Genomic DNA, 15,776 nt, shown 5'->3' with positions numbered 1-15,776 from the left:
AAATAAATGATCCTAATGTTCTCTTAAAACAAAATTTCATTATGTTTGACTTTAAAACTGCTTTGCCCGTTTTCAAAGATAAACGGCCGTTAAAACAGCAAAACGATAAACATTCCCCGGCTCCCTTTAGGCCCATGTCAAGACCTCTCACTTAGCACTCCATTCATCGAACGGGAGTGTGAGGGGATTTTTCCAAGGAAAGATCGACGGACGTTTCCGGACGTACCTCAATCACTTCAAAAAACCGTTGATGAGCCGTGGTCGGGAAGGAGCTGCCGTCCTCCAAATTGTATGCTTTTTCCTTGCAAAAATCTAGAATGCGATTAAATTTTCGAAAAATTGGAAAAGATAATTAAAAAAGGAAATGAAAGGAGTAACAATGATGATTCAAGTCAAAGTGTTTGATTATGAGCATGAAAAAGACTTGGAAGAAGAAATAAACGCATTTTTAAAAACGGTGGATGAACCAAATATTGTGGACATAAAGTACCATATTGCAGCGATGCCGGAAGAGGAAGAAGAGCAAATTTATTGTTTCAGCGCGATGGTGGTTTACCGGAAAGAAAAACGATGAGCTGAATGGGTCTATGAAACTTTTCGGCTTTTTAAAAGCAAAGAATGAAAGAAAACGCCGTCTATGCAAACGGCGTTTTAGGTTGAAACGCAACTTCTATTAATTTTGTGTTGTCCGATATTTTGCGGCGTTCAGGCCGGCAAGCCGCCCTGTTACAAGAGCAGAGGTGATATTGTATCCTCCCGTATATCCATGGATGTCCATGATTTCACCGCAGAAAAACAAGCCCGGTCTTTTTTTGGATTCCATCGTTTTTGGCTCGATTTCTTTTACGGAGACGCCGCCGCCTGTGACAAACGCTTTTTCGAGTGGGAGCGTGCCGTTTACCTGAAAAGTAAAATGTTTGCACAGATGGACGAAATTCTTGATTCGATCTATTGGAAGAGTGCTGCAAGGCGTATTTTCGTCAATCTCAGCTTTTTTCAGCAAAAACAGCAAATATCTTTCGGGCAGCAGGCCTTTTAGAGTGTTCTTGACCGATTTTTTCGGATTGTTTTTCACTTCTTGATTCACTTTTTGAAACAGTTCTTCCTCGTGAAAGTCAGGAAGAGAATCTAGGTGCATTGTCACTTTATCCAAATTCCATTTTTTCATCGATTTGACGACAAACTGACTGCAGCGCAAGACGGCGGGTCCGGAAATGCCAAAATGAGTAAAAATCATGTCCATTTGATGAGTAATGATTTTTTTTCCTTTTGGATTGAGGACGCTTAAAGCGATGTCTTTTAGTGAAAGGCCCTGTAACCTTTTTTCTTGAATAAAGGGTTCGTCGCTCGTAACAGGAACTTCCGTCGGGTATAGTTCGGTAATGGTGTGGCCGGCTTTTTTCGCCCAAGGATAGCCGTCGCCGGTTGACCCGGTATGAGGCACTGATTTACCGCCGGTTGCGATCACGATGGCACGACCGTCAATGGTCGATCCGTCGGCCAAGACAATGGTGTGTTTATGGTCTGTTTCAAACAGAATATCTTTGACAGGGGAGTTCGTTCGAATTTCGACTTTCAATTCACTTAAACGGCGCAATAAGGCGTTGACGACTGATTGAGCGTTATCCGAAACGGGGAACATACGCCCGTGATCTTCTTCTTTCAATTGGACTCCTAACTGTTCAAAGAATGTAATAATATCCTCGTTATTAAAAATCGAAAAGGCACTGTATAAAAATCGGCCGTTTCCTGGTATATGCCGGATCACGTCCTCGATCGGCCGCCGATTCGTTACATTACAGCGTCCGCCGCCGGAGATGGCTAGTTTGCGGCCGAGTTTGTTTCCTTTATCTACCAAAAGAACATTTGCCTTCTTTTCGCCGGCTGCGATGGCCGCCATTAGACCGGCAGGACCGCCTCCAATCACAATGACATCATACATATTGTTACCACCTGCTTTACCATCTTTTTCGACACTAAAAAGACCATGAAAAAGTTTGTCAGAAACTATGTAAAGTTGTAAACTATGTCTTAGTGCATTTCAACATTTCTATGATCAGGAAGGGATGTTATGGCTTCAAAATTAATAAGAGGAACTTTTATTTTAACACTAGGTACGTTTATCTCAAAATTTATTGGCCTCTTTTATGTGATTCCCTTTTATGCCATTATCGGTGGGGAAGATGCCGCTTCGCTTTATCAGTACGGCTACGTTCCTTACATGATTTTTATCAGCATTGCCACAGCTGGTGTACCGCTGGCGGTATCAAAATTTATTTCCAAATATAATGCACTTGAAGAATATTCTGTAGGGCGAAGACTTTTTAGATCAGGACTCGTATTAATGACGATCACGGGTTTCTTGTCTTTTCTCGCCATGTATGAATTTGCGCCATTTTTTGCAAAACTTGTCATTACTAATAAAGATCAAACCTATTCGGTGGAAGACGTGGCTACCGTTATTCGGGCGGTTAGTTTCGCTTTGATTATCGTCCCGTTTATGAGTATCATGCGCGGCTTTTTCCAAGGCCACCAATCCATGGGACCGTCCGCTGTTTCGCAAGTCGTAGAACAGATAGCACGTATTTTATTTTTATTGATCGGGGCTTATGTCGTTTTGCATGTTCTGCATGGCACGATTGTTTCTGCGATCAGCGTCGCTACTTTTGCGGCCTTTATTGGGGCGGTTGCCGGCCTCCTGGTGCTGTTTTGGTATTATTGGAAACGAAAACGGCATTTGAACGAACTGCTGAAGCAGGACAGGGGAGAAGTGAGTGTTTCTCTCTTTGATATGTATAAAGAAATTTTTGTTTCCGCGATTCCATTTGTTTTTGTCGGCATCGCCACTTCACTGTATCAGCTGGTGGATATGGTGACGTTTAACCGAGCGATGACCGCTATTGGACAAGCCAAAGCGGCTGTTCCTGCTTTCGGTATTTTAAATTTCAGCTCGCAGAAATTGGTCATTATTCCGGTTTCGCTTGCTACTTCTTTTGCCATGACGCTTGTACCGTTAGTGACAGAATCCTTTGTTTCAGGAAATATGAAACGGGTAAACGATCAATTAAATCAGACGTTCCAAGTGCTGTTATACTTGACGGTCCCGGCTTCTCTCGGCATATCTCTGCTGGCAGAGCCGTTTTACACAGTCTTTTATGAACATAGCACTCTTGGCACGGAAATTTTGCAGACATATGCCCCTGTGGCGATTTTGTTTGCGCTTTTCCAAGTAACGGCAGGGATTTTACAAGGAATTAACGAACAACGCTTTACCGTCTTCAGCTTACTTGTGGGAATTCTTTTAAAACTTAGTTTGAACATTCCTTTGATTAAAATGTTTCAAACAGAAGGAGCTATCTATGCGACGGCGATCGGTTACATGGTTTCCATTATCATCAATCTTGTGGTGATTAAAGCATTTACGTCCTATTCTTATCGAGTGGTTTTTCGTCGGACGGTATTAATCCTTCTGTTTAATTTGATCATGTCGATTTGCGTGATCGTCGCCTATCATCTTCTTGCGCATTTCTTGAACCCGGCAAGCAAGCTTCAAGCATTGATCATAATCGGAATATGTGCTTTGGTGGGGGCTTCCGTCTATTTTTATTTAAGTTACCGCACTAAATTAATAGGGAAAATGTTCGGCAAGAAAGCGACGCTTCTCGGGAAAAAATTGAGAATATCTAGGGGATTATGATGATCCTTTTGCTTTTAGCTGCTTGTGGTTCCCATCTTCAAGGAGGTTCATGATGAGAATTGATCGCATGCTGGCCAATCTCGGCTATGGAAGCAGAAAAGAAGTGAAAAGTCTGTTGAAAAAAGGGGCGGTGCTCGTGAATGGGGCACCGGTCAAAGATGGGAAAACGCATGTTCAACCACAAACGGACAAGGTAGAAGTTTTGGGGGAAATCGTTCATTACAAAGAATTTGTCTATTTTATGATGAATAAACCAGCCGGTGTTATTTCCGCCACAGAAGATTTATATGAGGAAACAGTTGTAGATTTGCTGGATCCAAAAGATCAGGTGTTTCAGCCGTTTCCGGTTGGAAGGCTTGATAAAGATACAGAGGGCCTATTGCTGTTGACCAATGATGGTCAGTTGGCTCACCTGCTTTTGTCCCCTAAAAAGCATGTTCCGAAAACCTATTTTGCCGTAATTGCAGGAGAAGTGACGGAAAATGACCGAAACGTTTTTTCAAAAGGCATCGAACTGGATGACGGATATGTAACGAAGCCGGCTCAATTGAACATTCTTCAAAGCGGGATTCGTTCTCATATTGAGTTAACGATTACTGAAGGGAAATTTCATCAAGTCAAAAGAATGTTTGAAGCCGTCGGAAAACGAGTCATCTATTTGAAGCGTCTTAAAATGGGGCCACTCACATTGGATGAAGAACTGAAACTAGGAGAGTATCGGGAATTGCGGCAAGAGGAGATCGCTTCCTTGCAGCAGTACGTCCTGATGCGAAAAAACAGCGAAAGATAAAAAAGAAAAGCGATTTCCCGTCCGATTAAGCGGGAATCGCTTTTTTTCGCATTAGGATATTTTCACTTTCTTAGACGTTGTTGTCCATTTGCCCCTGCTAGGGCTTTGAACTAAATCATTGTAAACTAACACATTTAAGTCGCGTTGGATAGTGCGAGGAGTGATGCCAAACTCATCGACAATCTGTTGCGTAGTGACAGTTCCATTTTCTTTAATGAACATGTAAACGGACTTAATCCTAGTCAACATCCGATTGGTTGAAGGTTTCAAAAAACCACTCCCTCTTCTTTTTTCCAGAGGCAATAACAACGGACGACTTATGTGGTATACTTTTATGTAACGATTTTCGTTTCAGACAACTCCTTTGCAAAGAAATTTAAGATGTCTGATAATTACATTATACCCCTTTAGATGATATTTTACTATTAAAAAAACTTGAATTTACTGAAATTTTGCCCCAAATGTGGATAATTTATCCCATTGTCGTAAAATAGCAGTTTTTGATTAAAGGTTTTTTCAATGGCGAAATGTTTTTTTTGCAGGCCGGGAAGAGTAAAATAAAAGAAGAAAGTAAAGAGTTAAAGGAGAACAAAATATGGCTGAAATTCATTGGAACGAAGAAGTCGAAAAAAGAAAAGAGGAATTGATTCGCGATTTGCAATCATTGATTCAAATAAAAAGCGTTTTGGATGAAAGCCATGCGACGAGTGACGCTCCGTTAGGAAAAGGAGTAAAAGAAGCGCTTGAATTTATGCTGAAATTGGGAGAAAGAGATGGATTCAGCAGCCGCAATGTCGGAAATGTGGCAGGTCATATTGAATTTGGCCAAGGGGATGAGCTTTTAGGAATCCTTTGTCACGTGGATGTTGTTCCAGAAGGAGACGGCTGGTCTGTGGAGCCGTTCGGCGGGGAAATCAAAGACGGAAAAATATTTGGGCGTGGCTCCATCGATGACAAAGGTCCGACGATGGCGGCTTATTATGCGATGAAAATTGTTAAGGATCTTGGAGTGCCGATTAACAAACGGGTTCGAATGATTATCGGAACGGATGAAGAGAGCGATTGGCGCTGTGTCGACCATTATTTTCAGGTCGAGGAAATGCCGACTTTTGGATTTGCTCCCGACGCGGATTTTCCTATTATTTATGCAGAAAAAGGAATTGCTGATTTTGATATCGTGCAAACGGCAAAAGAGAAGGATGCGGCCGAAAGCGAGGTAGAAGTGCTCTCCTTTCAATCGGGAAGACGGTATAATATGGTCCCTGATCACGCAAAAGCGGTTTTGATGGTTCATCATGGGGAAACAAAAATTTTGCAGCAGTTTTCCAATTATTTGAGCGAAAACGGTTTGCAGGGCAAGTATTTCATGGACAGAGGCGATCTGGTCCTGGAAATGGAAGGAATATCCGTGCATGGCTCGGAGCCTGAAAAAGGAAAAAATGCGGGTTTGTATTTATGTGATTTCTTATCTCGTTTAGATCTGCCAGAATACGAAAAAGATTTTTTCCAATTTGTTTCTCATTATTTCCATCAAGATTTCACAGGAGATTCATTAGGCCTCGCTTATGAAGATGATATAACAGGCAAATTATCGTTGAATGCTGGCATTCTTTCTTTTGATCGGGATCGTGGAGGAAAAATAGGGATCAGTATGCGTTATCCTGTCACCTTTCCTCTTAAAGATCGTATAGATCAGCTAAAAAACATTCTTCGTGAAAAGAGATTGGCCATTGAAAATTTCTCTGACAGCAAACCTCATCATGTAGACAAAGACCATCCGTTTATTCAAACGTTGGCGAATGTATATGAACAGCAAACCGGTGAAAAAGCGGAACTTTTGGCCATTGGCGGAGGAACGTACGCACGGTCGCTTGATACGGGGGTTGCTTTTGGAGCTCTTTTTCCAGGAAGACCGGACGTCGCCCATCAAAAAGATGAGTATATGTTTTTAGAAGATTTATGGAAAGCAACCGCGATTTATGCTCAAGCCATATATGAATTAACAAGATAATAGAAAAAGCTGACGGCAATTGGATTGATTTGATTGAGTTTTCAATGAAGAGGGAATGGGGGAGATACCGATGGAATGGGTACTGTTAAATGGGGAGTTTTTCCCGAGAAAAGAAGCCAAAGTGGATATTGAAGACCGCGGCTATCAATTTGGCGATGGAATCTATGAAGTCATCAGGGTTTATCATGGTAAAATGTTTGCTGTCGATCAGCATCTGTCTCGCTTTCAATCAAGTGCGGAAAAAATTTCCCTTCAAAATCCTTATACAAATGATGAATGGAAAGCCTTGCTTGAAGAATTAATTGACAAAAATGAGTTGGATGGAGGAAGCGTCTATTTACAATTGACACGCGGTGCGTCTCCTAGAGCTCACGCCTTTCCTGATTCAAGCGTTTTACCTGTCGTGGTGGCATATACTAAATCATTCGAAAGGCCTGACAAGGAAAGAAAATATGGCGTGAAAGCGCTGTTTGTGGAAGATATTCGCTGGCTGCGATGCGATATTAAAAGTTTAAATTTGCTGGCGAATTTGCTGGCAAAGCAAAAAGCGGCTTCCGAGGGGTGCTATGAAGCGGTGCTTCATCGTGGAGAAACTGTAACGGAAGGCGCCTCTTCCAATATTTTTATTGTGAAAAACGGAGTTGTGCAAACACATCCGGCAAACAACTTGATTTTAAACGGAATTACTAGGCAGGTAGTCATTTCGTTATGCCAAGCAAACAGCATTCAAGTGGACGAAAAGCCGTTTACGAAACAAGAACTGCTGCAAGCAGATGAAGTATTTCTTACTTCCACTACGTCCGAAGTTCTTCCTGTTGTGGAAGTAAACGAGAAGCCGGTGGCTGATGGAAAACCAGGTGCGGTTACGTTAAAAATACAGGAGTTGTTAGAAAAAGAAATCGAAGCTTTAAGTAAAATTACTGAAGGATAGAGATAGAACAGAAAAAGAAAGAATAGTGGTTTAGCCAAAGCTTTTCAGAAGGGATAGAAGGCTTTGGCTTTTTTTATGAATGTGACCCCTTGCGGATTCCGGGCAAAAATATAGATAGAAAAATACCCCACCAAAAGGTTCGGCAAAAACGTGGTTTTTCCGTTATTTTTGATGGGTCCAGCATATTCCTTGGGGAGTAAGGAATACTGCTGGTGGACAGACACGAATGATTAATATCGGAAAAGATCGCTTGATAAATAACGTTCGCCTGTATCAGCTGTCATACAAACAACGACGTCATCTTTTGAAAGCTCGCTTGCTACTTTGATGGCAGTAAAGCAAGCAGCACCGGATGAAGGACCGACAAGAATACCTTCTTCTTTGGCCAACTTGCGGGTCATTTCATATGCTTCTTCATCTTTTACTAAATGGATTTGATCATATACTTCCGTATTCAAGGTGGCAGGAATAAATCCCGGACTTGTCCCTACAAGTTTATGTTTTCCTGGTTTTCCGCCCGATAATACCGGCGATCCATAAGGTTCGGCAACATGGATTTTGAGATTGGGATAGTGTTCCTTCAGTACTTCACCGGTTCCGGTAATCGTTCCTCCAGTACCGGATGTCGCTACAAAAGCCGTCAACTCTTTTCCGAGTTCTTTCATGGCCTCAACGATTTCGATAGCGGTAGTGCGGCGATGGGCATCCGGGTTGGCGGGATTTTCAAATTGCATGGGGATAAAGCTATTTGGTATTTCCGCAGCCAATTCTTTCGCCTTTTTGATGGCTCCGGGCATTTTTTCGTTTCCTGGAGTCAGAACGACTTCGGCGCCGTATGCTTTTAATAAGTTAATGCGCTCTTTTGTCATGGTATCCGGCATCACGATAATGGCGCGATATCCTCTAGCCGCTGCATTCATCGCTAGACCAATGCCGGTATTGCCGCTCGTTGGTTCAATAATGGTGGATCCTTTTTTCAACAGTCCCGCTTTTTCTGCTTCCACAATCATATTATACGCGGCGCGGTCTTTTACACTTTTGCTCGGATTGAAATATTCCAGCTTTAAGTAAATATCGGCCCCGTTTTTGGGATTAAGACGGTTTAGTTTTACCAAAGGTGTATTGCCGATTAGATCAGCTATGTTTTGAACGATCTTCATTGTTTACGCCTTCCTTTCTAATCTTCATTATTCATCATACCTATTCTTAGAGGTCTAATCAACTTTTGCAGATTTTATACTTTTTCCCATTTTTTGATACAATGTAATTATTATTTTGGGATAGTGGCTCGATTTTTAGACATCATGTGCTGGAGGGCCAATCATAGGAGTGGTGGAAGTGAAAACTCATTATTTTTTTGCTTTAAGGCTGCCTGATGAAACAAAAGAATATTTGTATTCTTGGCGGCGCCAATTTTCATTGCCGTTCAAACGTTGGGTGCACCCGAACGATTATCATATTACGTTCGCTTTTTTAGGCGACGCAGATCCAAAGCCGTTACAAGAAGCGGTGGATACAGTAAAACGGATCGTCGAAAAAACGCCGCCTTTTTCCGTGCAGATTGACTCTATCGGAACATTCGGCCGTAAAGAATCTCCCCGAATTTTTTGGGCAGGAACAAAACGGAACAACCGCCTCTTCGATATTCAAAAACAAGTATTCCAAGCTGCGAAAGAGGCAGGTTTTCAGTTGGATTCTAAACCATTCCGCCCTCATATTACGCTGGCGAAAAAATGGAATGGGGATATTTCGTTTACAGATGCAACCGGTTTTTTGTACGCCAAACCACCTTCCCATATTTTTCAAGCAGACTCAGTGGTGTTGTATCAGACCCATTTAGACCGTTCGCCCATGTATGAAGAAATTGTCCGGTTTTGTTTCGAAAATAAGGAAGGAAAGGAATAGAAAAGAAATGGCTCAGTTAATTAAGCTCCAAGATTATGTGTCTCGATATCAACAAGATGTGTACCGTTACCCATCCCAATTTATCCGATTAAAAAAACAACAGTGGGACAAGTTTGTGAATTGGAGCGAAATGCAAAAACAAGAGCATGAGGGGTGGGCGCAAGAGGAATCCCTTTTTTATGAAGATGAGAACAAGGAAAAAACAAATATGTTCCATAAATTGAAAAATATGTTTCGAAAAAGGAATTTTTCGATGGATGAAGGGGAAAATGAAAAGAAAGAGTCTCCCTTTTTTCAAATGGATCTTTCGAATATGAACGAATTGGAGTTAAAACAATTTTTTCTCGATCAGCTGTTTGAATTTCAAATCAAGTGGGCAAGTTCCACTTTAACAGAAACATCATATATTGATTACAAATATTTTTATGATGAACGCTTAAAATATTTTCTGCAAAGATTTCCAGATACGTTTCTCGTTATGTATAAACCGATATTGGCTTTGAAAAAGGCGCCGGTCGAATTGGATGTTCTCTTGTTGACGCCCACTGAACTATGGTGTCTTACTTTTTTGGAGGAGGAAAACCGGGCTGTTTATTTTGGATCCTCAGATCGATTCTGGATCAAAAAAATAGGAAAAAAAGAGAAAAAAGTGTTAAGTCCGGTTCTTTCTTTGCAAAGAATGGGGGTCATCGTGTCTAAGTTATTTCGTACGTACAATGTGGATTTTCCGGTGAAAAAAGCGGTCATATCGCGAAACGGCTACATTGATTATCCATCTCCTCCTTTTGATCTCCACATTTTCGATAAAAAAAGCTATCCGAAATGGTTTGAATCGATGAGAGAGTTCCGTTCCCCGTTAAAAATGAAGCAATTAAAAGCGGCCAAAACCGTTTTGGAATTTGCGGAAACCAACAGCATCAATAGGCCGGAGTGGGACGATGAGGCGGAATGGCCAGATCATGAAATTGGAATCGGAGATGAAGCAGAAGATAGAACACTTTGAAAAGCACAAAAGTTGTGCTTTTCATTTATCACCAACTGCCTGACCGTTTGATAAAATTCGATCAGAGGGGGCAAAAGCTGGATTCTTTTAGCTGTATAATCGGATCAATTTCATCATCCGGCTGTAATTTTTCAGAGTTGTATAGGTTTCTGTTGACAAGAAAATGATGATAAAAAAATTTCCACTTTCAGAGTGCTCAGATGACAAAAAGAATTTTTATAAATGAATGGGCGGCATCGTCTCCTTGGCTAATGATCTGTTAAGCGGGAGCAAGGACTGAAACAGTGGAAAGGAAAGAAGGATGTATGCTTCCTAAAAATCAATCGTTTCATGCCTACCAAGATGAGTTGGATGTCTTCACTATTTTTCTTTCATACGATTACTTTCAAGGAGAATCGTCTTCTTTTCGACTAAAAACGGAAGATGCCATAATTGACTTGAACATACTGGAGAAACTGGATTCAGAATACGGCAGAACATATCGTTGCGAATCTCCGGTGGTTCCGGTTTTCGGGAAAAGTCATTATATTTTGGATGAAAGAGGGCAAGAAACGTTATTACTTGTCGGCAAAGTTATTCGTACGCAAGAGTTCGACCAAATGTTTTTTTATGAGGGAAAAGATTTGGGAGCTCATTATACAAAGGAAAGGACCGTTTTTAAAATATGGTCGCCGGCAGCGATAGAGGCGAAAGTCCATGTAAAAAGAAGAGGGGCAATCAATTGGGAAACGTTTTCGCTCATTCGGGAAGAACGAGGAGTTTTTTCTGCTGTCGTGAAAGGCGATTGGGAACAATCTTGCTATTATTACGAAGTTTTTATAAATGGAGAATGGAGAAAAGCGGCTGATCCATATGCAAAAGCAGTCAGTCTGAACAGCGAGTACAGTTGCGTCGTCGATCTCGGCAAAACCAATGTTAAAAGAGTTTCTCCTCCGTCTTTTGGATCGCCCGTCAATGCAATCATATACGAAACGTCGATTAGAGATCTCACCATTCATCCTGACAGCGGAGTAAAGAACAAGGGAAAATATTTAGGAGTTGCGGAAAAAAATACGAGAGGAAAGACGGGAGGAATAACGGGTTTATCTTATATCAAAAATTTAGGAATCACCCATATCGAATTTCTTCCTTTTCACGATTTTTACGGCATTCCTGACGATAAACCGGAAGAATCATACAATTGGGGGTATAACCCTCTATTTTATAACGTACCTGAAGGATCTTATGCAAGTGAGCCTCAAAACCCTTACAATCGGATTCTAGAGTTAAAGGAAATGATTGAAGCCGTTCACTCTGAAGGAATGCGAGTCATAATGGATGTTGTTTACAACCATTTGTATGAACGGGAGAGCTCCGCTTTCGAACAACTTGTTCCGGGGTATTATTTTCGTTTTGATGAAAACGGGCGGCCGTCCAATGGCACCGGAGTTGGAAATGACTTTGCTTCTGAACGGCTGATGGCCCGAAAATTCATTCTGGATTCCATTGAGTTTTGGTTGAAAGAATATAATGTTGACGGGTTTCGTTTTGATTTAATGGGTATTCTCGATGTAGAAACGATGAAAGAAGCAGTAAAAGTGGCTCGCTCTTACAAGCCGGACTGTCTTATCATCGGGGAAGGATGGGATTTGCCGACGCCGCTCGCCCGCCAGCAAAAAGCTGCGCTTCATAATCAGCATATACTTCCCGAAATTGGCCAGTTTAATGATTTTTTCCGCGACTCCGTAAAGGGGAGCGTATTTCATCTTTCGGACAAAGGCTTTGCTCTTGGAAAGCTGGATATGTATGAAAAAGCTTTCCATGCGGTGTGCGCAAGCATCCCTTTAGAAGGCAGAACGGGAATATTTACAGAGCCGCTGCAATCTGTAAATTTTGTGGAATGCCATGATAATCATACTTTGTGGGATAAGTTAATGGCTTGTTTTCCAAACCAAGAGGAGGAAAACCGTCGCCGCCACCTTTTAGCTACTGCTATGGTTTTGCTTTCCCAGGGGATTCCTTTTCTTCACAGCGGCCAAGAGTTTTTTCGGACAAAAAAAGGGGTTGGAAACAGCTATAACAGCGAAGATGAAATCAACTGGCTGGATTGGAGCAGGAAGGAGAATTATAAAGACGCCGTTGATTATATAAAAGGTTTGATTGAAATTCGGAAAAATCATGGAGCTTTCCGCTTGCAAACTGCTGAGGAGATCCGAAAGCATTTGAAAAAATGGACAGTAAGGGAGGGAATCGTATCAGTTTTAATGGACGACGTGGGCGGCAAGGGACCTTGGAATAAGATTCTCGTCGTGTTTTATCCGAATGAATTGTCTGGAGAAATGGCTCTTCCCGGCGAGTTTGCTTGGAAAGTGATTGCGGATGAGAACCGTGCAGGCATTCAACCAATCCGAGAAGTGGAAAAGACGCTTGTCCTTTCTCCTATTAGCTGCTATGTATGTGTTCAATAGTAGGAATCTTTTTTATCGTCTCTGTTCATACCATGGATTTTGTTTGTTGGACGAACGGGGCAGAATAATAATTTAGAAAGCGGCAAGTCTTTTTTTTCGCGAACTTGTTTCTATTTTTTTAAATAATGAGTTTAGATCCTTTCAACACGAGGAAAGCGAAACTTCCGTCAAGTGGGGACTGCTGATGATTAGTTGGATACAACGGTCATTTTGAGGCAATTGTCCTTTAAAATCGAACCCCTATTTTGCTTGTGATGAGAAAAAGGGACCCTCTGCTTTTTCAAGCGAAGTCCATTGGTCATTGGTCGGACCATTGCCTTCGTATTGCGCTGAAGTCGTTTTGGACGGCATCTTGACGAAAACACTCGAAAGAAGATAAAATTTAAAAAGTAGTTTCAATTGAAAAGCGGATGTTGAATTGAAGGAAAGCTGAATGGAATAGAGTATGATCGTTTTACTTGGAATGATTTCATTCAGTGGTAGCTTGCCCGTTTGGATCGATCGGACGGAAAGCTTAAAAATATAGGAGAATCGGATTGCGCAATAAGATGGATAATCAATCGGGAAAAGAGCGTATGGACAAAGCTGCCAAAATAAAATTAAATAAATTGGAACATTTGTTTGATCAAGAATGGGAGATTATCCCCGCCGGAGGACTTACTGGCGAAGCTTTTTTTGCCAAGCATGAAGAACAGAGGCTTTTTTTAAAGCGAAATTCTTCGCCTTTTCTTGCTGCTTTGTCAGCTGAGGGAATCGTTCCCAAACTTGTGTGGACGAAAAGGTTAGAAAGCGGGGATGTGATTACCGCCCAGCATTGGCTGAACGGCAGAGAACTGTCTCCTGATGAGATGGTGGACAGAAGGGTGACGAAATTACTAAAAAAAATTCATACATCTAAACCGCTTTTGACAATGCTGGAGCGACTTGAAAAGCGCCCGGTTCAGCCGGAAAAGCTGTTGCTGGAAGTCCAAGATGGAATTGACTTGAATTTGCTGCAGCATCCTACCATTCAAAAAGCCATTGAGTTTCTGCAAAAAAAGGTCAAGTTCATTCGCTATGACGATTATGCCGTTTGCCACGGAGATGTCAACCATAACAACTGGCTGCTTTCCGAAGGCAATCGTTTGTATTTGATTGACTGGGACCGCCCTCTTATAGGCGATCCGGCCATTGATTTGGGCATGCTTCTATATTGTTATATCCCCGGAAATGATTGGGAAGAGTGGCTTAGGTTGTACGGAATGGAACTGACTACTCACCTTCAATTGCGGATGAAATGGTATGTGGTGATGCAAACCATATTATCTATTCAATGGCATAAAGATAAAAGCCGTTTTCATGAAATGAACCGCTGGCTTACCTTTCTCCATAACATCTTATGATCGTGTTAAGACAATTGGTCTATATCGCTGACCCATTGAGATAAGTGGTTTTGATGGGCTTGGATGTGCTCATCCAAATGTTGTGTATATTGACCATCTTGGCTGTATTGATAAATTTCCTGTAATGTTGATTTGACACCTTGATCAACGTTTGCATTGGCCATCAACGATTTTGCCAGTCTTTCGAGCTGTTCGCATTCGGAGACGGTTCCGCAACAATCCAGTTGATGGTCGCTTAAAATATCTCTTAATAATTGTGCTTGATCCTTCCATGTTAAAGGCATGGCACTCATCCTTTCTTTCGCATCATATAAGGAATTCTCTTATTTTAGTGTCGGGAATTCTTTTTTTTTTATGCATGAAGATTATGAACGAATAGACAGTGGGGGATTTTTAATGCGTTTACGAAACAAACCTTGGGCTAAAGAAAAAATTCGGCAATATCCACAATATGTGATTCCTGAACCTGAAAAGCAAAAAGGAAAATGGCGGGAAATGTTCGGAAATGATCAGGCGATCCATTTGGAAATTGGCACAGGAAAAGGACAGTTTATTGTGGGGATGGCTCGATTACATCCTGATGTCAATTTTATTGGAATTGAACTGCAAGAAAGCGTGATTGTATCTGCGCTTGACAAAGTCATAGAGGCAGAATTGCCGAATGTAAAGCTGTTGAATGTGAACGCTGGTCATTTAACCGATTTTTTTGCCAATGGAGAAATCGAAAGAATTTACTTGAACTTCTCAGATCCTTGGCCAAAGAAACGACATGAAAAACGGCGATTGACTTACAAAAATTTTTTGAAAGCCTATGAGGAAATTTTGGCGGAGGGCGGCGAGATCCATATGAAAACGGATAATCAAGGATTGTTTGAATACTCGCTTGTCAGCTTCTCGCAGTACGGTCTTATTTTAAAGGATGTGAGTCTTGATCTTCACAACAGCGATTATCAAGAAAATGTCATGACCGAATATGAAGAAAAATTTTCGCAAAAAGGAAATAGAATTTATCGCTGTGAAGTGCAGTTTCCGGCAAAAAAGGCAGAGGAGAATGAAGTTTTGCTTTAAAAAGGGGCCTTAACAAAACCGAAAAAAAAGAGATGATTTTTCCACAAATCAACTGTCCGTTTTCGAAGTGGGAAAGCGTTTTGTCAGTGCCAACGGGAACGATCGGACCGAACCCGTTGGCGAGCGATTAGGAAAGGCGATAGACGTCCATAATGGTTCCGGTGCTGGCATCGGCGATAAATTCATATTGCTCCAATTCGCCATCCCGTCTTCTGGAAATTCCGCCTTTATAAACAGTTGTGTCAATTCCAAGTTTTTGATATTGCTCCGGTTTCATTTGAATCCATGACCCTTCAATGATTCCTTCTTTGTTAAAAGCTTCCTTGACGCGGGCAAGGACTTTTTCAGCTGCAACGGTAGGCGAGGACGTTACCGCTTTTTGGGCAAACAACGCGCCTGCTGCACCGGCGACTGCACCTAATGTAAAAGACTTCCACCCAATTCTCATGAGCACACCCCCAAAAAAGTTACTATTTTCAGTATACATGAATTTGAAAAATTCGCCATAAGCAGGGGAGCTCAATTGGAAAAGGGTTTCAAAG

Annotated in this window: 15 protein-coding genes; 10 read left to right on the top strand and 5 right to left on the bottom strand. The window is 41.6% G+C overall.

Annotation, left to right across the window (positions count from 1 at the left end):
* The first annotated feature begins 382 nt into the window (after positions 1-382).
* A complete protein-coding gene (locus tag N1I87_RS13670) occupies positions 383-574 on the top strand; it encodes a sporulation protein Cse60 (protein ID WP_040341861.1) in 192 nt (63 codons plus the stop codon).
* 99 nt (positions 575-673) lie between these two features.
* Here N1I87_RS13670 and N1I87_RS13665 read toward each other — a convergent pair whose 3' ends face one another.
* A complete protein-coding gene (locus N1I87_RS13665) occupies positions 674-1,942 on the bottom strand; it encodes an NAD(P)/FAD-dependent oxidoreductase (RefSeq protein ID WP_341102295.1) in 1,269 nt (422 codons plus the stop codon).
* A 129-nt stretch (positions 1,943-2,071) separates the two neighbouring features.
* Here N1I87_RS13665 and N1I87_RS13660 point away from each other — a divergent pair, with 129 nt between their 5' ends.
* Together N1I87_RS13660 and N1I87_RS13655 are read left to right on the top strand one after the other, a co-directional pair.
* On the top strand, positions 2,072-3,697 hold the full coding sequence (locus N1I87_RS13660; protein ID WP_327823845.1) for a putative polysaccharide biosynthesis protein: 1,626 nt from the start codon (positions 2,072-2,074) through the stop codon (positions 3,695-3,697).
* Between the two features lie 52 nt (positions 3,698-3,749).
* Complete coding sequence (locus N1I87_RS13655; RefSeq protein ID WP_003355706.1) at positions 3,750-4,487, top strand: pseudouridine synthase; 738 nt, start codon at positions 3,750-3,752, stop codon at positions 4,485-4,487.
* A gap of 51 nt (positions 4,488-4,538) precedes the next feature.
* On the opposite strand, the gene N1I87_RS13650 is transcribed toward N1I87_RS13655, so the two are convergent.
* A complete protein-coding gene (locus N1I87_RS13650) occupies positions 4,539-4,757 on the bottom strand; it encodes a DeoR family transcriptional regulator (protein WP_003355705.1) in 219 nt (72 codons plus the stop codon).
* A gap of 325 nt (positions 4,758-5,082) precedes the next feature.
* Between N1I87_RS13650 and pepV the strand changes: the two genes are divergently transcribed.
* Complete coding sequence (gene pepV, locus N1I87_RS13645) at positions 5,083-6,498, top strand: dipeptidase PepV (protein WP_341102292.1); 1,416 nt, start codon at positions 5,083-5,085, stop codon at positions 6,496-6,498.
* A gap of 70 nt (positions 6,499-6,568) precedes the next feature.
* On the top strand, positions 6,569-7,429 hold the full coding sequence (gene dat, locus N1I87_RS13640; protein ID WP_270583286.1) for a D-amino-acid transaminase: 861 nt from the start codon (positions 6,569-6,571) through the stop codon (positions 7,427-7,429).
* 230 nt (positions 7,430-7,659) lie between these two features.
* Here dat and cysK read toward each other — a convergent pair whose 3' ends face one another.
* Positions 7,660-8,589: a cysteine synthase A gene (gene cysK / locus N1I87_RS13635; RefSeq protein WP_270583287.1), complete on the bottom strand. Its 930-nt coding sequence runs from the start codon at positions 8,587-8,589 to the stop codon at positions 7,660-7,662.
* Between the two features lie 178 nt (positions 8,590-8,767).
* On the opposite strand from cysK, the gene thpR reads away from it, so the two are divergent.
* From thpR to N1I87_RS13615, 4 genes are all read left to right on the top strand, one after another.
* Entirely contained in the window at positions 8,768-9,334 is a 567-nt protein-coding gene (thpR, locus tag N1I87_RS13630) for an RNA 2',3'-cyclic phosphodiesterase (protein ID WP_341102289.1), read from the top strand.
* A gap of 7 nt (positions 9,335-9,341) precedes the next feature.
* Positions 9,342-10,337: an NERD domain-containing protein gene (locus N1I87_RS13625; RefSeq protein ID WP_341102287.1), complete on the top strand. Its 996-nt coding sequence runs from the start codon at positions 9,342-9,344 to the stop codon at positions 10,335-10,337.
* A 305-nt stretch (positions 10,338-10,642) separates the two neighbouring features.
* On the top strand, positions 10,643-12,784 hold the full coding sequence (gene pulA / locus N1I87_RS13620; RefSeq protein WP_341102285.1) for a type I pullulanase: 2,142 nt from the start codon (positions 10,643-10,645) through the stop codon (positions 12,782-12,784).
* 608 nt (positions 12,785-13,392) lie between these two features.
* Positions 13,393-14,166, top strand: coding sequence for a phosphotransferase family protein (locus N1I87_RS13615; protein WP_040342038.1), 774 nt, complete (start codon positions 13,393-13,395; stop codon positions 14,164-14,166).
* A gap of 5 nt (positions 14,167-14,171) precedes the next feature.
* On the opposite strand, the gene N1I87_RS13610 is transcribed toward N1I87_RS13615, so the two are convergent.
* Positions 14,172-14,450: a YtzH-like family protein gene (locus N1I87_RS13610; RefSeq protein ID WP_003355696.1), complete on the bottom strand. Its 279-nt coding sequence runs from the start codon at positions 14,448-14,450 to the stop codon at positions 14,172-14,174.
* A 112-nt stretch (positions 14,451-14,562) separates the two neighbouring features.
* On the opposite strand from N1I87_RS13610, the gene trmB reads away from it, so the two are divergent.
* A complete protein-coding gene (gene trmB, locus N1I87_RS13605) occupies positions 14,563-15,234 on the top strand; it encodes a tRNA (guanosine(46)-N7)-methyltransferase TrmB (protein WP_048623851.1) in 672 nt (223 codons plus the stop codon).
* 127 nt (positions 15,235-15,361) lie between these two features.
* Here the strand turns inward: trmB and N1I87_RS13600 are convergent, their stop codons facing one another.
* Positions 15,362-15,676: a PepSY domain-containing protein gene (locus N1I87_RS13600; protein ID WP_040342037.1), complete on the bottom strand. Its 315-nt coding sequence runs from the start codon at positions 15,674-15,676 to the stop codon at positions 15,362-15,364.
* Between the last annotated feature and the right edge of the window lie 100 nt (positions 15,677-15,776).

The sequence above is a fragment of the Bacillus sp. FSL W8-0102 genome (assembly GCF_038007225.1).
Lineage (GTDB): Bacteria > Bacillota > Bacilli > Bacillales > DSM-4216 > Bacillus_O > Bacillus_O smithii.
Note: the sequence above shows the minus strand (reverse complement) of the source record. Positions and strands in the feature narration are given on the sequence as shown.